The sequence below is a fragment of the Sphingomonas sp. BL-S-28 genome, from assembly GCF_055521515.1.
This window is the reverse complement of the sequence record NZ_CM145484.1, coordinates 1,338,960-1,358,582: the sequence shown is the minus strand read 5'-3', so window position 1 is coordinate 1,358,582 and position 19,623 is coordinate 1,338,960. Positions and strand designations below refer to the sequence as shown.

Genomic DNA, 19,623 nt, shown 5'->3' with positions numbered 1-19,623 from the left:
GCTATAAGGCACCGCATGTCATCGGCCGATCATGAACGCGAAGAGGAAGCGGACGGCCTGCGCAAGATCATCCATGTCGACATGGATGCCTTCTACGCCAGCGTCGAACAGCGCGACGAGCCTTCGCTGAAGGGCCAACCGGTCGCCGTGGGCGGATCCTCCCAGCGCGGCGTGGTGGCCGCCGCCAGTTACGAGGCGCGCAAGTTCGGCGTGCGGTCCGCCATGCCATCGGCCCGGGCAATACGGCTCTGCCCGGATCTGATCTTCCGCAAGCCCCGCTTCGACGTCTACCGGCAGGTGAGCGACCAGATCCGCGCGATCTTCCTGGACTACACGCCCCACGTGGAGCCGCTCTCGCTGGACGAGGCCTATCTGGACGTCACGGCGGACCTCAAGGGCATCGGCTCCGCCACCCGCATCGCCGAGGAAATCCGCCGCCGCATCAAGGCCGAGACCGGCCTTACCGCCAGCGCGGGCGTCTCCTACAACAAGTTCCTCGCAAAACTGGCCAGCGACCAGAACAAGCCCGACGGGCTCTGCGTGATCCGGCCGGGCGAAGGCGCGCAGTTCGTGGCCGGGCTGCCGGTGCGGCGCTTTCACGGCGTCGGCCCGCGCGGGGCGGAGAAGATGGCGCGGCTGGGGATCGAGACCGGCGCGGACCTCGTCGCCAAGGATCTGGCCTTCCTGCGCGCCAACTTCGGCAGCTTCGCCGAATACCTGTTCCGCGCCGCGCGGGGCGTCGACTTGCGGCAGGTGCGCGCCGACCGGCCGCGAAAGTCCGTTGGCGGGGAACGCACCTTTTTCGAGAATATCGCGCGTGCCGACACGCTGCGCGCGACGATGGACGAGATCGTCGAGATCGTCTGGGCCCGCATCGAACGCGCCGATACGCGCGGACGCACGGTGACGCTGAAGCTGCGCTATGCCGATTTCACCACGCTGACCCGCGCGCGATCGCTGCATCATTTCGTGGCGGACAAGGCGGAATTCTCCGCCATTGGCCATGCCCTGCTGGACGATCTTATGCCCCTGCCCCAGCCGATCCGGCTGATGGGCCTGACGCTTTCGGCATTGGAACGGGGCGAGGACGAAGCCCGCCCCGCGAAGGACGGGCAGCTAACCCTTCTCTAACCCGCGTTCATGCGCTCCACCCATTCGCCGATCTTGCGGGCAAGGCCGGTCGGCATGGCGTCCGGCAGGGCGTCGAGCGGGAACAGCGCGATCTCCACGATCTCTCGCCCGTCCCACCGAGGCGTGCCCTCCACGCGGCCGACAACCATGTGCACGCGGTTGCTGGCGCCCTGCAGATCCTCATCCACCGCCAGCAGTTCGCGGCCGTCGAGTAGCGGGCGGCCGGTCTCTTCCTCGAACTCGCGCATTCCGGCGGCCAGCGCGCTTTCGGCGCGGTTCATGCCGCCGCCGGGCGGCATCCACTTGCCCGATCCGTAGGAATGGCGCAGCAGCAGCAACCGTCCCTCCGGATCGAAGGCCAAGACCCGCACGCCTTCCAGCTTCGGGCGCCGCACCCGCCAGACCGCCATGCGCACGCGGTGGGCGATGCGGTAGAGGGCCCGGTGCAGGCTGGCGGGCAGAAGGTTCAGCAGAAGCACGTCACCTTGTGACGGGCCGCGCGCAGCAGGCGGGCGATGGGCAGGTCATGCTCGCCCTTCGTCGCCGCCTCGAAGATCGCGCGCTTGTCGTCGCCGCGGATCACGAAAACGATCTCGTCGCTGTCAACCAGTGCCGGGATGGTCAGGCTCACGCGGTCGAACGGCGCTTCGGGCGGCAGCGGATCGGGCGTCAGGCGGCGGACCGGATAAGGATCGTCCGCCTGCGGATCGGTGTTGGGGAACAGGGAGGCGATGTGCCCGTCGCCGCCCATGCCCATCCAGGCGATGGCGAAGTGCGGCGGCTGCGCGTCTTCGGTCAGCGGGACGATCTGCGCGCCCACCGGCTCCAGCCGGGCGCGGATCTTGCCCACGTTGCTGGCAGGGTGATCCTCATCGACGATGCGGTCGTCCCCCGGCCAGACCGCGATGCGATGCCAGGGCAGGTCTTCCTTCGCCAGCAGGTCGAAGATCGGGAACGGCGTGGAGCCGCCCGGAACGGTGATCGCGATATCGTCCGGGCTGGTGGCGAGCGCGGCCTTCAGGCGCGCGGCGAACCACTGGGCGATGGCGGCGTTATCGGCGTTTTCGATGATTTCCAGCTTGGGCATGGAGGGAGCATTAGCACTCCCGCCCGCCCAAGAGCCAGTAGCAGAGTTGGTTTAAAATTCGCCTCAGGCGAAATTGGCGGCACCGGCCCGCTCCCCCGCCCGATCTCCCCTACCGGGTAGAATCTGGGAGGTCGGGCGGGGGAGCGGGCCGGTGCCGCCGGGAAAATGCCCTTGCGGGCATTTTCCTCAAACCAATACCTTATGCGAGAATTTCGCGCAGGAACCAGGCACGCTGTTCGGCCTGGTCGGTCCAGTCGTCGATGATGCCGTCGGTGGCATTGTCGCCCGCGTCGCCGGCCAGTTCCTTGGTCGCCTTCAGCGAAGCGACGTAAGAGGAATTGTCCTCGAACAGTTCCTTCACCATCGCCATTGCGTCCAGCGAGGTCTTGTCCTGATCGGCGATCGAGGTCTTGGCGCCGATCGAACCGATCGAGGTAAGCGTGGTGCCGCCCAGCTTGCGCACGCGTTCGGCGATCAGGTCGGTCAGGCCGAAGATTTCCGTCGCCTGCGTATCGAACAGCAGGTGCAGGTCGTGGAACTGCGGGCCCTTGACGTGCCAATGGAAGTTCTTGGTCTTCACATAGAGCGCGAAGGTATCGGCCAGCAGCCCGTTGAGGCTATCGATCAGCGCTGCCTTCGAATTGTCGTTCTTGGAAGTCATGCCTTGGTTCCTTGATTGGACAGTCATGGGGGGATGTCGGGGTGAAGTGTAGAGTGGTGAACGTATGAATTGAAGACTGGTTCGAATGCGAAATTTCGATCAGACTAGTGAGAATTCCCGAAGGAACAGCACCGCGGCCGCCAGCAGGAGCAGAAGGCCGATCAGCCGCCGGCCCCAGCGCAGCCATGGCCGCTGGAACATCTCCGGCGCCGCCCAGGCCGCCCCCGCCAGCACCGCGCCGCCCAATGCACCGCCAGCCCCGGCCGCAAAGGGTGCCGCCAGTCCTACGCCCAGCCCGAAGACCAGAAAGCGCGCGGCGTCGGTCAGTTCCTGGGCGAAAAGCACAAGCGCCAGTGCGCCCAGCGAATTGGTCGGCTCTTTCGGCGCGCGGCGCGGCACCAGCACCATCAGTTCGGCGCCCGCCAGCGCCAGCGCAATTCCCGCGAAAATCGCGCGCGCCGGCAGCGGCAGTTGTACCAGCAAGAGACTGGCCGCCCATGCGGCCACGCCTGCGGTCAGCACCGCGCAGGCCAGCGCCACCAGCAGCACACCCGGCCGTGCGCCCTGACGCCGGGCCAGCCCCGCCACAGTCGCCTGATCGCGCGCGCCGAACCCGGCCAGCAGCACCGCGATCCATGTCAGGTAAAAGGCGGACATCGATGCCTTCCGGGAAATTCCACTTGTTACCGGTTAGTTAGACGAGTTTCCCGAAATTGTCTCGCCCAAGCTCAGCGCGTATCGGCGCGGGCGATCAGGGCGTCCAGCGCGGCGCGGCCCTGTCGAAGCTCGGTCAGGATCTTACCCAGTTCGTGGCGGGTGATCCGCTTGCCCCCCTCGCTATCCACCGCCTGCGCCTCCACCAGCCGGTGCAGCGCTTCCACCAGTGCCAGGATGGGATCGACGCCCAGCATCCGTTCGGGCAAGGCAACCGCGCGGACTTGCGCCAGCCCGAGGCAACGGTCTATGGCTCCCGGGCCGAAGATCCTTTCGATGCCCAGCAGCATCATCGGATCCAGGCTGGTCGCTTCGGACTTCGCATTGCGAATCGTTCCCGGCGAACATCCCAGCCTTTCGGCGAGCTGGCGATCATTGAGAGCCTGGCTCTTCTGGATCTGTCGGATAATTGCCGAAACTGCCTTGCGATACTCATCGCTGGTGGGTGCGCCGGAGCGGGTTGCAGTCATGCGGAACGCTTTCCTGACGATGAACGCGAATACAGCACGTTGTGACGATTTATGAGAATCACTCCAAGACCTTGTCGACGAATCTGCCCTAATGGGGCGACGATATGAATTTCAGCCGACGTAACTTCATTGTCGCCGCGACGGCATTTGCGGCGAGTTCCTCGACTGCGGCCAGCGCCATTTCCTCCTCGCCCTTCGGCGTGGGCGGCGTGCTGCCCGAACTGCCGCGCGCCCCGCTGCCCGGCCCCGGCGTGGCGCCCACCGCCCCAGCGGCGCTGCCGGCCGTGCGTGCCGGGGTGAACCCCGCGCTGTTCGACGCGGCGATGGCCGCGCTGGACCGCCATGGCGGCCGCGTGATGCGGGATCGTATCGGCATCGTCGATTTCTCATCCTCCTCGTCCGACCCGCGTCTGCATCTCGTGGACCTGGTGGGCGGCACCACCTCCACGCTGCATGTCGCCCACGGCAGCGGTTCGGATCCGAGCCACACCGGATGGTTGCAACGCTTCTCCAACAGCCCCGGTTCCAACGCGACCAGCGAAGGCGCCTATCTGACGTCCGACTACTACTTCGGCCGTCACGGACGCTCGCAGCGGCTGATCGGGCTGGATGCCAGCAACAGCAACGCGCTGGAACGGGCCATCGTGATCCACGGCGCCTGGTATGCCGAACCCTCGATGATCGCGGTGCATGGCAAGCTGGGCCGCAGCCAGGGCTGCCTTGCAGTGGGCGACAGCCTGCTGAACCGCGCGTTCGACCACCTCGGTTCGGGCCGGATGATCTACGCCGCCAAGGTGGCCTGAGGTTTGAGCCGACCTTGGGGTTGGCTACGAAATCTTCAGGGATACTGCGCCCGGATCGCGCACGCCGGGATCGACCAGCGCCGCCGGGCGAGACCACTTGCCCGCGCCGCGCCGGCCGGTGACGCGCACGTCACGCACCGATCCCGCCGCCACTACGCCTGCCCGCGCGCCGAGGCCTAGGCCATCGATCTCCAGGTCCGATACAGTCACCCCCTGCGTGGAGCAGGCGATGGCGTCCGCACCGGCGCGTTGCACGCTGCAATCGGGCCGGCCCTGGATATGCACCGCGCCCTGATTGATGCCCTTGCGCGTCACGCAGTCCACCAGCGTCACGCGCTGGGCGGTAATGCGCGCATTGCCGAAGGTGCCGTAGCTACGCTCCGAATTGAGGTAGAGCCCCGCACAGGCTGAGCGCACCACGCGCACGTCGGACACGGTTACGTCCGCACCGCCCACCACCGCCACGCCGCGCGCATGGCCGTCGGTGATCGTCAGCCGGCTCGCCCGGACGTTGGTGACGCGGCGGCCCTTCTGGTTCGGCCGGTCATAGCTGACCACGGCAAAGCCATCGTCGCCGGTATTGATCGCCTGATAGTCGCTCACCGCGATGTCCGACGATCCGTTGGTGATATGCAGCCCGTCCGCCATCGTATCGCGCACCAGAATGCGCCGCAGCGTGCCGCCATGCGCATCGTCCAGCGCAATGCCCGCCGTCGCCGCGCCGCGCACGGTCACGTTGGTCAGCGTGAAGCCATGCGCCGCCTGCACCAGCAGGCCGAAGCCCGAATAGGCCTGAATGCGCTTGGTCGCCGGGGAGGTCAGCGTCAGGTCGCTGACCCGCGCGCCGCTGCCGGTTAGGCGCAGACGGCCCTTGTTGGGGTCGAGCGCCTTAAGGGTCGCGCCCATGCCCTCGATCGCGCCGCCGTCGAGGGCGAGCATGTCCGAATGGCAATAAGTGCCGCCCTTCTCCAGCCGCAGCACGCCCTTCGCCTGCGAGCACCAGTCCAGCGCACGCTGGAGTGCGGCCTGCTGGTCGCGTGCCGGGTCGGAAATCGCGCCAAACTCGCGAATGTCGCGCACCGGTGCGGCCGCTGCGGCGCGCGCCGCGACCGGCAGCAGGGCCAGCGCGGCAACCATGGCGCGGCGGGAGAGGACGGGTGGGGTCATCGGATCACTCCGGCTCCAGCGAAAGGTTTCGCGTATCGAGTACGGGCGCCCGCCCGGCGCCTTCGCGCAAGTGCAGCAGCACCAGCTTCGACACGACGACGCCGATCGTCACGCTCAGCACCAGATTCTGCAGCAGCACCGCCACGGCCACGGTCTGCGCCGCGCCCAGCAGCGGGGCCAGCGTCAGCGTGGCCGCGAAGCTGGCTACGCCGAGGAACCCGCCGATCACCCACCACTTCTCGCTATTGAGCGCCGCCACCGCCATGCCGAACGGCGCGGCGACGCACGTGACGAAAGCGCTGGCGAACAACGGCAGGGCAAGGTCGAACGAGACGCTGGCATGGATCCAGCCCAGTCGCCCAAGGATCAGCACGGCGGCCACCGCCAGCGGCAGGTAGACGGCCGCGAAAGCCACCGAAAGCTGCGTGTTGCGCCAGATCGTGCCGCGCACGGCGGTCCAGTCCTGCTCGGCCGCCGCCTTGATCAGGCGGGGGGCGAAGGCGATCGACAGGCCGTGGAGGAAGACCGAGACGGCGGAGGACAGCTTGCGCACCAGTTCGAACGTCGCCACCGCCTGCGGCACGCCCAGCGCGGTCAGCGCCAGGGTGGGCAGGCTTTCGGTGGCGGACATGACAATGCCGCTGACCAGAAAGGTGCGGCTCTCGCTCCACAGCAGGCGCACATGTTCCATCCGCATCGGCTGCACGGTCAGCGCCGCCACGCCCCGGCGCAAGGCGATCGACAGCAGCGAGGGCACCAGATAGGCCGCCGACATCGCCAGCGAGATCGCCATCCAGTCCGGATGCAACGCAAAGAACCACGATGCCGCGAACAGCACCGTCAGCATCACCGGCGGCACCACGTAGAACAGGCATACCGCCAGCAGTTGCCGGTCCAACGCAACCTGCCGCACTTCCTCTATCCGCGCGATTGCCAGCGAGCACACCGCCACGAAGATCGCCGCCAGCGCCATCAGGGGCACCCCCATGGCGACATGGCTGACCGCCATGCCCGCCGTGACCAGCGCGAGAAACACCAGCAGGATGTGCCAGGCCGAAATGTCCGGCCGGTCAGGCAGCAGAATGGACCGCAGATAACCCTGCTTGGCATATTGGGCGACCGGGCCGATCACCAGCATGCCCACCGCAAAGGAACTGGCGCCCAGCCCGTATTGCAGCCCGTCCAGCAGCGATGCCGCCACCAGCGGGGGCAGGAAGCCCGCCCCGCCCGCCATCAGGCGCGCCAGCAGCAGCCAGGAAAGCTTCATGCGGATGCTCCTGCCGAAGGGGCCAGCATCTCGTCCACCACGCGGTCCCAGGTGCGCGGGGCCGCCAGCGCGGCCTTGGGGGCATCCAGCGCGGCGCGCATGGCCGCGACGATGGAGGCGGGATCACCCACCCGGTACCCGTGGCGCGTGGGCTTGCCGCCCTGCACGAAGTCCGGGCAGACCGCCGGAAGCCCCGCGGCCTCGAACTGCAGCAGCTTCATGGAGGTGTCGATCAGATAGTCCGACGCCAGCGCAGAGCGATAGGGCGCGATGCCCAAGGTGGCGTGGCGGATATAGGGGATGGTGTCGCGGAACGGCATTTCCGGCAGCCAGCGCAGATTGGCGCGGTCGGTCCCCGGATGCCCCGATCCGATCACGGTGAACTGCAGATCGGGAAAGGCCTGCGCTGCCACCTCGAACACTTGCGGGTCGAACAGCATCGATCCCACCGAAACCGCTGCCCGCGCGCCGTCATAGGGATCGGGCAGAGACCCGGCGAAGAAGGCATCGTCCAGCCCATGCGCGATCACGCGGTGCTCGGCGATGCTGCGGTGATCGGGGATCATCAACGCGGAGGGCAACCGGGCGTAAGCGATGGCGGGCGCCGCTTCCGCAAGCTGATCGTCGTAATAGCGGCTGAGGCCGATGGTCCCCAGCGTGTCCGACGCGTTGTAGATCACTTTCGCCGCCGGGTTCAGGCGGCGGATTTCCGAGAGCAGCGCCACTGCACTGCCGGACTCGACGACGATGGTGGCGGCCTTGCGGATCATGGCGCGCACGATTGGCGGCATCCGCCGGCGGTAGACCGCGCTCGCCAGTGGGTTCCACACGCGCCCCGCTGCCGAGGCCACGTTCACCGGGTGCAGCAGCGAGTGCCAGAGGTAGCAGGAAACGCCATTGGCGGTCAGCCCCATCTCCGGAAACTGCCGATGCCGGGTATCGCGCCCTTTCAGCTTCGACAGCGCGCTGGAATGGGTGCTGAGGAACATCGTCTCACCGCGCGCGGCCAGCGCGTCGGTGATAAAATGAATATTGGCGCGCTTCTTCGAACGATAATCGTGCGCGGAACTGATCACCAGATAGGGGGCCGGAAAGGCGCTCATGCCCGCAGGCTCCGCTTCAGGTCGGCAAGATAGGCGGCGTGGCGCGCGACCACGGCGGCCTTGGCGCTGGCGGCGGCATGGCGTCGGCGAATGCTCACGTGATCGGGGCGCGGTTCCTGCCGCAATTGCCGGATCATCGCCTCCGCCAGCGCATCGGGATCGCCGGGCTCGGCCAGCACGCCCAGTTCGGGCGCGACGATCAGGTCTTCCGGCCCGAAATCGCACTTGGCGGCCACCACCGGCAGGCCCACGCTCAGCGCCTCGACAATGGCGACACCGAAGCCTTCCCAGCGTGACGCGGTGACGAAAGCCCGGGCCTTGGAGAGTTCGGCGGAAGGATCCGCCACCATGCCGGCAAGGCGCACATTATCCTGCAAGCCCAGCCGTGCGATCAGCGCCTCCAGCTTGGGACGTTCCGGCCCCTCGCCCACGATCGTCAGCCGAGCATCGGGAAAATCATCGACCACGCGGCGGAAAGCGGTGATCGCGATATCGTGCCCCTTCTGATAGGCCAGCCGCGCCACCGTGACGAAGTTTCGGCTGGCCAGCGCGGTTTCGCCCACCTGCACATGGTCGCCCAACTGGCGGACCGGGTTGGGCATGTGCTCCACCGCCACCCCGCCGCCCATCATCGCAGAGGCATGGCGCGCCAATCCCGGAGAAACCGCGATTACGCCTGCGAACCGGGGCGCCGCCGGCTTCAGGAAAGCGAACAGCACCCGCGATTTCAGCGATACGGCACGCTCGATCTCCGGATTGCCGTGCAGGTGGAGCACGATGTTGGTCCGCCGCCCGCGCAGGCGGTCCTGCAGCAGGCAGAGGAAGGCGATCTCGAACTGGGGGACCACAACGATGTCGAACCCCTGCCGATCCAGCACGCGTTGGACGGCGGCGGGAATGTGGCGCGTGCGTTCGGCCTCGCCGCGAATGACCGAATAGGCGGGGTCGACGACTTCGGGATAGTCGCGAAAATAGAGCACACTGACATCGAAACGTGGGTTTTCGAAAGTCGCGAGCGCCGATGCGATCTCGTCGGTCACCCGCTCGATCCCCGCGAACTGCTTTGACGGCGGGACCACATAGAGCACCCTAAGCGGCATCCGATCCGCTGCCATATCCGTCATCTGCCTGTCGCTTTGATCCATGCCGAATTGTCCTAGATAGTCGCGGGCGGGCGGCCGGGCGGCGATCACGCCGCAGCCAGATCGCGATAAAGCCCCAGCAGTTCCTCGTTCATCCGTTCCGCGCGGAACCGCGTTTCGAAGTGCTCGCGCGCGGCAATGCCCATGCGGCGGAACTCGGCGACCCCGTAGCGTTCCAGCACGGCGGCCAGGAAATCCGGATCCGCATTGTCCACCAGCACCCCGGTCACGCCGTCGGCCACCAGGTGCGGAAAAGCGCCGCCATTGGTGGCGATCAGCGCGCGGCCGGCGCGCATCGTTTCCAGTGCGACCAGCGGCAGCCCTTCCCAGCGGCTGGGCATGACCACCGCGTCCGCCTCCACGATCGCCTGCGCCACGCTTTCGCGCGGCAGCCAGCCTTTGAACTCGATAGGCAACCCTTCCGCGCTGGGCCGCCGGTCGCCGCGTACGACGTCGCCCACCACAGTCAATTTCGCCTTGCCCTGCGGCAGACGCGCGCAGGCTTCCAGCAGCAGATCGAAGCCCTTTTGATGGTCCAACCGCCCGATGAACAGCAGGTGGACAGGCCCCCCAGGCGCCTCGGCTGGCCGTAGCGGCGGCGCGGCGGGCAAATCGCCGATGCCGGAGACGACAAGGCCCAGCTTGTCCTCCGGAAACCCGCTATGGCGCAGGAAGTCCGCCTCATGCGGGGAGATATTGACGATCCGATCGGTCACATGGCTGAGCGAACGCTCGATCGCGGCGACCACCGATCGGCCGGTCAGCGGCTTGTCCGGATCGATCATCCAGCCATGCGCGCAATAGACCGTCTTGGGGCGCGGACGCGTGCCGATCACCGCCAGCCGCCCGATGGCGCCGGCCAGAGTGCTGTGCAGATGCACGACATCGGGGCGATAGCGCTGGACGATCCGCCGCACGGCGCTGGCCAGCCGCAAGGTGGCGGGCACGGTACGCTGCTGCTGTTCGTAGGAGAATGCCAGCAGGCCCGGGCTGTCCGGCAGCAAGTGCATCTGGCTCTGCGGCACCAGGATCGCCACCTTGCGCTTGCCCAACTGGCTGATCTGCGCGGGCAGCACTTCCTGCAGATAGCTGGCCGGCCCGCCGGGCAGGCATTCGCACACGTGCAGGACCTTGATGTCCAGATCGGTCATGCGGCGATATCCTTGAGTGCGGCGTTCTTGCGTGCGGCGTTCTTGACACTGGCGTCCTTCAACAGGGCGACCATGGTGCGGGCAGAGTGCTCCCAACTGTAGCGGGCCGCGCGTTCGTGGCCCTTGCGGACCAGTTCGTCCCGCAGGCCCGGCTCGTCCCGGATGCGCAGGATTGCGTCCAGCCATTGCCGGGCATCGGTGGGATCGGCCAGGATCGCCGCATCGCCCACCACCTCGGGCAGGGCGGAAGTGTTGGACACGATGGCCGGGCAGGCCATCTGCATCGCCTCTACCGCTGGCACGCCGAAGCCTTCGAAGAACGACGGGAAGACGAAAGCCAGCGCGCGAGCATAAAGCGCCTTCAACTGGCCGTCGGACACACGCCCAAGATCGACGACATCGCCGCCATAGCCATCCCGCGAACCGAAGATGCTGCTGATCCCGCCGCCGGCCACGACAACGGCAATGCCGTGAGAACGCAGTTCGTCCGCCAGCCCCGCGATCAGCCCGATGTTCTTGTTGGCCGACTGGCTGCCCAGGCACAGCACGAAACTTCCGCGCACCGCATCGGGCAGGCCGTCCAGACTTTCGGGCGCGATCGCCGCAAAATTGTCCGCCGCGTTGTAAGTGATCGCATCGGGCGGGCGCCGCGCGATCTTCAGGTCCTGCAATTTCTGCGCGGAGAATTGGGAAACCGTAGTCCAGCGGGCACTGCGCCGCAGCACCAGCGGGATCATCAGATCGTACCAGCGGCGGAACGCGGCGGAGAAATTCTCCGGCATCAGCCAGGGATGCGCATCGTGCACGCAAGTCACCTGCGCGCGGGCAAGCAACGGCGCCATGTTGCACAAGTTCAGGATCGCGGCGCCACCGGCGATGCGGGGCAAAGTGGTCTGTTCCCACACCACCCCGCGCGACGGACCGCCCCGTACTTCGGGAATGGCGCTGGTGAAGGCGGCGGCATCGGACTGCGGGCGGGCGACGACGAACTGCATGCCCCGCACCTCTGGATCGTCCGCCGCGACCATCCCGTCGATAGCCCGCACGATTTCGCGGGCATAGCGCTCGACCCCGGTGGTGGCTTTGTCGAGAAAGCGGCCATTGATGACTACGCGCATGTTGAGATCCTTAGACGCGGGAGGCCGCGTTCAGCGCGACGGCGCGTGGCGGCATCGGGCCGGTCGCTTTGGTCTTTCGCGGAATTTTCGGATTGGCCGGCACCCATTTGCCCCAGACCACGGCGCAGACGATGATGCCGATCAGCACCGAGACGGCGCGCCCATCGTAGATGTAGCCGATCCGCGTCATTTCGAGCATCGAATAGAGAAAAACCGGATAGATATAGCGCATCGGCCCCAATCCGCTTTTCAATGACGAATAGGATATTCCGGCAATCGCGCCGTAGATGATCATCAGAAATATCGCTAGAACCCAGCCCCAGTCATAGATCACGGTCAGAATACCGGTGGTATTATTGTATTCCGGCGTCGCGTAGACCGACAGGAAGCTGAGGAACCACGAACCGTCCTTGGTCGCAGGGCGCGTCGGCAGAAGCTGCCCGATCACCGGAAATTTGTAGAGCCAGTTGAGCGTCCATTCCCCGCGAAAGGTGGGGTTGGGTGAATAGCGCAGCAGCGCGCAGATATTGTTGATCGACGTTGCGTAGTAGAGCGTGAAGCGATCGGCAATGAAGTGCCAGAAGTTATCGTAGATGTTCACGTAGTGATTGATCCACGACCGCGGATATTCGAAGATCGCAAAGAATATCGGCGCGCCGGCATAGAGAAGGTAGGGAAAGAACCGGAACCCCAGATCGGTCACCCGCGCGCGCGGCGCCTTGGACGTGGCATAGACGGCGAACAGCGGCACCACGAGTTCGACGATGGCGATGCGTTCCGAAAACACTATTGCCCGGAACACGGCCAGAGCAATGATGCCCCACAGCATCCGGTGGTAACGGCGCGGGATCTTCTGCCCGTCCTGAAACACCTTCATCCCGTAGATGATGGCATAGGCGATGCCGAACTGGGTGGCGGTAGTGATGCCCGAAATATTCGGCGCCGACTCGCGCACTTCGTACATGGCCCCGCGAGAGGCGGACATCGTCGCCATGATCACATCGGGATGCAGGACGATGAGCGGGCCGAACCAGATCAGGTAGGCAGCCAGCGTCATGAAGAACAGGAAGTCCAGCGCGCGATTGCGGATCACCAGTTTGCGCCGGAACGGAAACCGCTCCGTCACGATCGCGCCGACCATCAGCGCCAGCAGCAGCGAAACGCCCTGCACCACGTTCTCGAACGTGACGTAGACCCGGTGCGACTGCAGGACAGGCGCGGTGCGGATCACGGCCGGCGTCACCAGAGCCAGCAGGAGGAAGAAAGGCATGACGAAGAAAGCGGTCAGCGCAGCGGGCGAATGCCACCACCTGATGCCTTTGAGCCTTGCCAGGGAACTCGCAACCATTACCGCGCCTCGCCAATATTCATTGTTATGAACAGCGCTTTTTGAATACGCGACAATATTCAAAATTATTCATGGACTGGCAGTATTGAAACCGACCCGAGCCAATCCATGAACATCAAAATCAGTCAGACCCGAACAAGTCGCGGGTAAATACCTTGTCCACCACGTCCTCGATCTCTGCCGTCATGCGATTGGCGATGATCACGTCCGCCTCCTGCTTGAAGACATCCAGATCGCGCACCACGCGGGAGTTGTAGAATTCGTTCTCGACCATGGCCGGTTCGTAGATCACGACCTCGATACCCTTGGCCTTGATCCGCTTCATGATGCCCTGGATGGAAGACTGGCGGAAATTGTCCGACCCCGCCTTCATCACCAGGCGGAACACGCCCACCTTGCGCGGGCGCCGCGCGATGATCTGGTCCGACAGGAAATCCTTGCGCGTGCGGTTCGCATCCACGATCGCGCGGATCAGGTTCTGCGGAACCTCCGAATAGTTCGCCAACAGCTGCTTGGTGTCCTTCGGCAGGCAATAGCCGCCGTAGCCGAAGCTGGGGTTGTTGTAGTGCATGCCGATGCGCGGATCGAGGCCGACGCCTTCGATGATCTGGCGCGTGTCCATGCCGCCGGCGATGGCGTAGCTATCCAGTTCGTTGAAGAAGGCGACGCGCATTGCAAGGTAGGTGTTGGCGAAAAGCTTGATCGCCTCCGCCTCGCGCGTGTCGGTGAAGAGGATTTCGACGTCCTTCTTCTCCGCACCGCCCAGCAGCAGGTCCGCGAACACGCGCGCCCGATCCGACTGTTCGCCCACGATGATGCGCGAGGGGTGCAGGTTGTCGTAGAGCGCGCGGCCTTCGCGCAGGAATTCGGGGCTGAAGATCACGTTTTCGGTGCGATAGCGTAGCCGCACATCGTCCACGAAGCCGACCGGGATCGTGGATTTCACCACGATCGTTGCTGCAGGATTGAGCTGCGTGGCAAGCTGGATCACCGTTTCCACCGAGGACGTGTCGAACTTGTCGGTGTTCACATCGTAGTTGGTGGGCGTCGCCACGATGACGTAGTCCGCCCCCGCCAGCGCCTCGGCCGGGTCCAGCGTGGCGGTGAGATCGAGATCGCGCGTCGCCAGGAAGGTTTCCAGCTCCGCATCGACGATCGGAGACTTGCGCGCCTCCAGCAAGGCGACGCGATCCGCCGAAATGTCCACCGCGAAAACCGTGTTGTGCTGCGCCAGAAGCACCGCGTTGGAAAGGCCAACGTAACCAAGTCCGAAAACGGCGATCTTCATAAACTCGCTCTCACGCTAACGATATATCCAGCCGTAACTATGCGGCTTTCTGCTGCAGTCGCAATCTACTCCGAAGGCGACGATCGGACCCATTCGGCTACCCTGTGGCTAAGTCTATTGAAGGCCCGAACGACGCCGTCAAACGAGATCTTGCTGCAACTGCACATAACGGGATAAACTGAATGATTTCAGCTGATGAAACGAATTTCGGATGCGTATAAATCGGCTGACGGAAAGCTATCGGGACGGATTGCCAGTAAAGAGCCCCTTCTCTGGCAATCCGTCGAATCCGAAACGCTAATATTAATAGGTCGTTCATCAACCAGATGACCCCGCCTAATAGGCGAGGCCAATTCACGGTAATGCCGCCTTACTTCTGGCAGGCGACGATAGCGTCGATCACGTTCAGGGTATCGGCCGGATCGCGTACGCAGATCGTGTCTAGACCCATCGCCTTTGCCGGATAGTCGTTGCCGCCCGGGAAAATGGCGTCACCGATGAACAGCATGTCCTCATGCGCGAAGTTGCCGCGTTCGGACAGGCGCTGCAGGCCCCAGGCCTTGTCCACGCCCGGTTGCGTCACGTCCACCGAAGTGGCGCCGCCCAGATTGACCGACACGCCCGGCAGGCGCGCCATCAGGTCGGCCTGGATCACCTTGCGCTTGGCGAAGTCCGGATCCCAGACTTCCTTGGCCTCCAGCGGCGCTTCCTGGCCGAGCGCGGAGAACGTGATCTGGCTGCCGCGATCCTCGATCCGCTCACCCCAGGTTTCCTCGGGCGTGAAGCCGGTGGCCGCCAGCGCGGCGTCGAAAGCGTCGAGGATTTCGCGCTTCTGCGCGTCGGTGAAAAGCTCGGCATAGACGGCGTTCCATGCGCCATCGCCATGAACGTAGAGCTTGGCGCCGCTGGTGGGCATCAGCCACAGGCGCGAGCGGTCGGCATGGGCGGGCAGCCGGCTGGCCACCTGCTTGTCAAACTGCGGCCAGTCCCCGCCGGAGATCACCGCCACGTCGGCAACGGTCAGCAGCCGGGCAATAGCCTCTGCCATCTCTTCGGTCATCGGCTGCTTGCTCTTGGCCAGCGTACCGTCGAGGTCGAAGGCAACGAGTTTCTTCATGTCCGGTCAGTCCCTGCAATCACATCGAAATGGTGCGCGCCCCTGCCATCAGGCGCTTGACTTGGAAATCCCCCCTTGCGCCGCATCCGTGGCAATCCGGGGACAACGGGCGCTTGCAGGCGCTATTGGTTTGCAGCGCCGTGAAGCTTTCCAACCTTCTGCACGCCTTCAACCGTAGTGACCAGCACCTCGTTCCCATCGACCACGACGATGACGTCGGAAAGCCCGATTACCGAGACACGCGGCCCGTCGCTGTCGACCAGCACATTGCTGCAATCGACCAGTTCCGCCGCGCCCGGTCCGCGCACCGAATTGCCGCCCTCGTCGCGCTCCAGCGCGTCGTGCAGGGCCTGCCAGTTGCCGATGTCGGACCAGTCCATGTCCGCCGGCACCATGGCGGCACGGGCCGTGTTCTCCATCACCGCATAGTCCACCGAATCGCTGGGCACTTCGGCAAAGGTCGCAGCATCGGGGTGGAAGCGATGGCCGTTCTCGGCGCCCTTCGCCACGGCTTCGCGCACTTTGGCGGCGATCTCGGGACGGTGGGCGGCGAGTTCGGCCATGAAGTCACCGACGCGGAAGGCGAAGATGCCGCCGTTCCAGGCATAGCCGCCGTCGGCAAGGAAGCTTTGGGCGCGTTCGAGGTTCGGCTTCTCGACGAACTGCGCGGTGCGATAGCCGGACGTGCCCTCGATCGCCTCGCCGCGCTTCAGATAACCAAAGCCGGTTTCGGGCGCGGTCGCCTCAATGCCGAAGGAGACCAGCCAGCCATCGGTCGCCAGTGCTGCAGCAGCGCAGGCGGCTTCGGCGAAGACCTCGGGGCGGCCGATGTGGTGGTCGCTGGGGCAGACCAGCATCACCGCATCATCGGGCAGGCGGCAGGCGGCCAGTGCGATGGCGGCGGCGGTGTTGCGCGCGGCAGGTTCGACGATGACGCTGGCACCGGGAGCACCGGCAAGCTGCGCCTCGACATGGTCGAGATGCTTTGTTCCGGTCACCACCACCGGCGCGGCAAAGCCCAAGTGCGCCGGGCAGCGGGCAAGGCTCGCCTCGAACAGCGTGCTGTCCCCCACCAGCGGCAGGAACGGCTTGGGCTTGGCAGCGCGGCTGCGCGGCCACAGCCGCGTGCCGCTGCCGCCGCACAGGATTACCGGAACTATCGTGGGCATGGGGCGCGATGAACTCGTCGAAGTCTTCGGATATGGCCCAAGGTGATACTTGCTGCCTTGCCTGTTGCAACCGCGAATTGGCGATAATGGCGCCGCTTGTCGCACGTGGATGTAGGCGGAACCTATTCCGGTTCAGCGCGTTGCCCCTGCATGGCTCTCCCCACGCCTCCCTGCTTCTCCCCCGTCCCCGACGGGGCTGGTGTTCGCTGCTGCAAAGTGCAAGACTGACCGTAATGACCGGCCCGAGCGAACGCATTCCTCCGGCGGAACATGGCGCCTTCGTGCGCGATCTGCCGCCGCCGCCGCCCTTGCGTCCTGCCCGCTTCGGTGAACAGGCGCGCATCGGTGAACCGCCGCCCGCGCTCTTTCTCGATTTCGACGGCACACTGGTTGAGATCGCCGATCACCCCGACGCGGTGGTCGTGCCGGACACTCTGCCCGGCCTGATCGCACGCCTGTCCGATCAGTTGGATGGGCGGCTGGCGCTGGTGACCGGCCGTTCGATCGCCGCGCTGGAAGCACTGGTCGGGCCGCTCGGCGTGGCGGTGGCCGGATCGCACGGCGGCGAGTTCCGCCCGGCAGGTCATGCCAAGGCGCAAGCTCTGGCCGATCCACTGCCTTCGGTGGCGATCGCCCGGCTGACGACTTTCGCGAAGGACAACGGCGGCCTGCTGGTGGAGCCCAAGCCCTTTTCCATCGCCGTCCATTATCGCCGCCATCCCGAAGCGCTGACCGGCCTGATCGCCTGTGCCGAGGGGGTTCGGCAGGAACTGGGTCTGGCGCTGAAGCACGGCAAGCAAGTGATCGAACTGGCCATGCCGGGATCGGACAAGGGCAGCGCCGTCACCCGCTTCATGGAAATGGAGCCCTTCGCCGGTTCGCGGCCCTTCTTCATCGGCGACGACGTGACCGACGAGGACGCCTTTGCCGCCATCACGCGGCTGGGCGGAGGGGGCGTTCTGGTGGGCCCGATGCGCAAGACCGCAGCCCGCTGGCGGCTGGATTCGGTCGCATCCGTCCATCGCTGGCTTGAACAGGCGCTCGCCGCCGCAATCGAGGAGTCCCGCCCGGCATGAGCACGCTTGAACTCTGGCCCATCGGCAATTGTCAGGTTTCCGGCCTGATCGACCGCTCCGGCGCGATCGTCTGGGGCTGTGTGCCCCGCGTCGACGGCGATCCCACCTTCAGCGCCCTGCTGCGCGGCGAGGACGGACAAGATGCCGGAACTTGGCGCTTCGAACTGGAAAACCAGACGACGGTGCACCAGTCCTACATGCGCAACACCCCGATCCTGGTCACCCGGCTGGAGGATGCGACCGGCGGCGCGGTGGAAATCTACGACTTCTGCCCGCGCCACGAGCGGCTGGGCCGCATGTACCGCCCGGTCGCCTATGCGCGCATCGTCCGCCCCGTGGCGGGATCACCACGCATCCGCTGCGTGCTGACGCCGATGAGCGGCTATGGCGCGCAGCTTGCAGCCACCACGCGCGGCTCCAACCACATCCGCTATCTTGTCGAGCGCAACACCCTGCGCCTGACCACCAATGCGCCAATCGGCTATGTGTTCGACGAGCGGTTCTTCCGCCTAGAAACGTCGCTGCACTTCTTCCTCGGCCCGGACGAACCTTTCGACGGCGAGGTGGAGCACCGGCTGGAAGCCATGCTGCGCCATACCTGCGAATACTGGCGCCTGTGGGTGCGCGGCCTTGCCACCCCGCTCGACTGGCAGGACGCGGTGATCCGCGCGGCGATCACGCTGAAGCTGTGCCAGCATGAGGAAACCGGCGCGATCGTCGCCGCGCTCACCACCTCGATCCCCGAAGCGGCGGGTAGCCAGCGCAACTGGGACTATCGCTACTGCTGGATCCGCGACGCCTACTACACGGTGCAGGCGCTGAACCATCTGGGCGCGCTGGACGTGCTGGAGAAGTACCTCGCCTATCTGCGCAACATCGTGGACGATGCGGAAGGCGGTGCGATCCAGCCGCTCTATGCCGTCAGCGGCGGGCGAGAGATCATCGAGTGGGAAGCCCCCGACCTGCCGGGCTATCGCGGCATGGGGCCGGTACGTGTGGGCAATGCTGCCTATTATCAGGTGCAGAACGACTGTTATGGCCAGATCGTCCTGCCCTCCATCCAGGCCTTTTCCGACCAGCGCCTGCTGCGCATGGCCTCCGCAGAAGACTTCACCAGCCTTGAGCAGGTCGGCGAACTGGCCTGGCAGACGCACGACCAGCCCGACGCCGGCCTATGGGAACTGCGCACGCGCACGGCAGTGCACACTTATTCCAGCGTGATGAGCTGGGCCGCCTGCGACCGTCTGGCCAATGCCGCCGAGCATCTTGGCCTGCACGACCGCGCCGCGCTCTGGCGCGAACGGGCCGACACGGTGCGCGCCAGAATCGATGCCGAGGCTTGGCACACGATCGAGGGTGCCGATTTCGACGATGGCGGCGCCGGCGGCCACTATGCCGCATCGTTCGGCGGCAACCAGCTGGATGCCAGCCTGCTGCAGATGGTGGAGCTGCGCTTCGTGGAGGCGGACGATCCGCGCTTCAAGGCCACGCTCGCCGCCGTGCAGAAAGCCCTGCGGCGGGGCGAACACATGCTGCGCTATGACAGCGAGGACGACTTCGGCCTGCCCGAAACCGCGTTCAACATCTGCACCTTCTGGCTGATCGAGGCGCTGCACCGATCCGGCCAGGACGAGGAGGCGCGGCGGCTGTTCGCCGCCATGCTGGCCCACCGCACGCAATCGGGCCTGCTGTCCGAAGACATGGATTTCGAGACCGGCGAGCTGTGGGGGAACTTTCCGCAGACCTATTCGCTGGTGGGTATCATCAACTGCGCCGGGCAGCTGTCCCGGTCATGGCGGGACTGGCGCTGA

The 19,623-nt window shown here is 65.6% G+C and carries 19 protein-coding genes; 4 read left to right on the top strand and 15 right to left on the bottom strand.

What is annotated here, in order from left to right; translation table 11 throughout:
* Positions 1–15: 15 nt before the first annotated feature.
* Complete coding sequence (gene dinB, locus ACZ1JC_RS15190) at positions 16–1,131, top strand: DNA polymerase IV (RefSeq protein ID WP_465136060.1); 1,116 nt, start codon at positions 16–18, stop codon at positions 1,129–1,131.
* Here dinB and ACZ1JC_RS15185 read toward each other — a convergent pair.
* The 5 genes from ACZ1JC_RS15185 to ACZ1JC_RS15165 form a co-directional block, all read right to left on the bottom strand.
* Positions 1,128–1,610, bottom strand: a complete 483-nt coding sequence (locus ACZ1JC_RS15185) for an NUDIX domain-containing protein (RefSeq protein WP_465136061.1) — start codon at positions 1,608–1,610, stop codon at positions 1,128–1,130. The genes dinB and ACZ1JC_RS15185 overlap by 4 nt on opposite strands.
* Positions 1,598–2,218, bottom strand: a complete 621-nt coding sequence (locus ACZ1JC_RS15180) for a 6-phosphogluconolactonase (RefSeq protein ID WP_465136062.1) — start codon at positions 2,216–2,218, stop codon at positions 1,598–1,600. The genes ACZ1JC_RS15185 and ACZ1JC_RS15180 overlap by 13 nt, the downstream gene beginning before the upstream one ends.
* A 199-nt stretch (positions 2,219–2,417) precedes the next feature.
* The gene (locus ACZ1JC_RS15175) at positions 2,418–2,879 is read right to left on the bottom strand and encodes a Dps family protein (protein WP_465136063.1); all 462 of its coding nucleotides are present in this window, start codon (positions 2,877–2,879) and stop codon (positions 2,418–2,420) included.
* Between the two features lie 99 nt (positions 2,880–2,978).
* Positions 2,979–3,536: a hypothetical protein gene (locus ACZ1JC_RS15170; RefSeq protein ID WP_465136064.1), complete on the bottom strand. Its 558-nt coding sequence runs from the start codon at positions 3,534–3,536 to the stop codon at positions 2,979–2,981.
* A 71-nt stretch (positions 3,537–3,607) separates the two neighbouring features.
* Complete coding sequence (locus ACZ1JC_RS15165; protein ID WP_465136065.1) at positions 3,608–4,063, bottom strand: XRE family transcriptional regulator; 456 nt, start codon at positions 4,061–4,063, stop codon at positions 3,608–3,610.
* Between the two features lie 104 nt (positions 4,064–4,167).
* Here ACZ1JC_RS15165 and ACZ1JC_RS15160 point away from each other — a divergent pair, with 104 nt between their 5' ends.
* Positions 4,168–4,866 (top strand): murein L,D-transpeptidase catalytic domain family protein, encoded by a 699-nt coding sequence (locus ACZ1JC_RS15160; protein WP_465136066.1) that lies wholly within the window; start codon positions 4,168–4,170, stop codon positions 4,864–4,866.
* A gap of 24 nt (positions 4,867–4,890) precedes the next feature.
* Here the strand turns inward: ACZ1JC_RS15160 and ACZ1JC_RS15155 are convergent, their stop codons facing one another.
* From ACZ1JC_RS15155 to ACZ1JC_RS15110, 10 genes are all read right to left on the bottom strand, one after another.
* A complete protein-coding gene (locus tag ACZ1JC_RS15155; protein ID WP_465136067.1) occupies positions 4,891–6,033 on the bottom strand; it encodes a glycosyl hydrolase family 28 protein in 1,143 nt (380 codons plus the stop codon).
* A 4-nt stretch (positions 6,034–6,037) separates the two neighbouring features.
* Positions 6,038–7,300 (bottom strand): polysaccharide biosynthesis protein, encoded by a 1,263-nt coding sequence (locus ACZ1JC_RS15150; RefSeq protein ID WP_465136068.1) that lies wholly within the window; start codon positions 7,298–7,300, stop codon positions 6,038–6,040.
* Positions 7,297–8,403, bottom strand: coding sequence for a GumK N-terminal domain-containing glycosyltransferase (locus ACZ1JC_RS15145; RefSeq protein WP_465136069.1), 1,107 nt, complete (start codon positions 8,401–8,403; stop codon positions 7,297–7,299). Before ACZ1JC_RS15145 ends, ACZ1JC_RS15150 begins: the two co-directional genes overlap by 4 nt.
* Positions 8,400–9,527 (bottom strand): glycosyltransferase, encoded by a 1,128-nt coding sequence (locus ACZ1JC_RS15140; RefSeq protein ID WP_465136070.1) that lies wholly within the window; start codon positions 9,525–9,527, stop codon positions 8,400–8,402. Before ACZ1JC_RS15140 ends, ACZ1JC_RS15145 begins: the two co-directional genes overlap by 4 nt.
* Before the next feature lie 65 nt (positions 9,528–9,592).
* On the bottom strand, positions 9,593–10,696 hold the full coding sequence (locus ACZ1JC_RS15135) for a glycosyltransferase (RefSeq protein ID WP_465136071.1): 1,104 nt from the start codon (positions 10,694–10,696) through the stop codon (positions 9,593–9,595).
* Entirely contained in the window at positions 10,693–11,814 is a 1,122-nt protein-coding gene (locus tag ACZ1JC_RS15130; RefSeq protein ID WP_465136072.1) for a glycosyltransferase family 4 protein, read from the bottom strand. Before ACZ1JC_RS15130 ends, ACZ1JC_RS15135 begins: the two co-directional genes overlap by 4 nt.
* 10 nt (positions 11,815–11,824) lie before the next feature.
* A complete protein-coding gene (locus ACZ1JC_RS15125) occupies positions 11,825–13,162 on the bottom strand; it encodes an O-antigen polymerase (protein WP_465136073.1) in 1,338 nt (445 codons plus the stop codon).
* A 121-nt stretch (positions 13,163–13,283) separates the two neighbouring features.
* Complete coding sequence (locus tag ACZ1JC_RS15120) at positions 13,284–14,450, bottom strand: nucleotide sugar dehydrogenase (protein ID WP_465136074.1); 1,167 nt, start codon at positions 14,448–14,450, stop codon at positions 13,284–13,286.
* A 370-nt stretch (positions 14,451–14,820) separates the two neighbouring features.
* Positions 14,821–15,567, bottom strand: coding sequence for an HAD-IIB family hydrolase (locus tag ACZ1JC_RS15115; RefSeq protein WP_465136075.1), 747 nt, complete (start codon positions 15,565–15,567; stop codon positions 14,821–14,823).
* Positions 15,568–15,689: 122 nt separating this feature from the next.
* Positions 15,690–16,736 carry a mannose-1-phosphate guanylyltransferase gene (locus ACZ1JC_RS15110; RefSeq protein ID WP_465136076.1) on the bottom strand — a complete coding sequence of 349 codons (1,047 nt, stop codon included), beginning with the start codon at positions 16,734–16,736 and terminating at the stop codon, positions 15,690–15,692.
* Positions 16,737–16,969: 233 nt separating this feature from the next.
* On the opposite strand from ACZ1JC_RS15110, the gene otsB reads away from it, so the two are divergent.
* Positions 16,970–17,812, top strand: coding sequence for a trehalose-phosphatase (gene otsB / locus ACZ1JC_RS15105; protein ID WP_465136077.1), 843 nt, complete (start codon positions 16,970–16,972; stop codon positions 17,810–17,812).
* Positions 17,809–19,623, top strand: coding sequence for a glycoside hydrolase family 15 protein (locus ACZ1JC_RS15100; protein WP_465136078.1), 1,815 nt, complete (start codon positions 17,809–17,811; stop codon positions 19,621–19,623). The genes otsB and ACZ1JC_RS15100 overlap by 4 nt, the downstream gene beginning before the upstream one ends.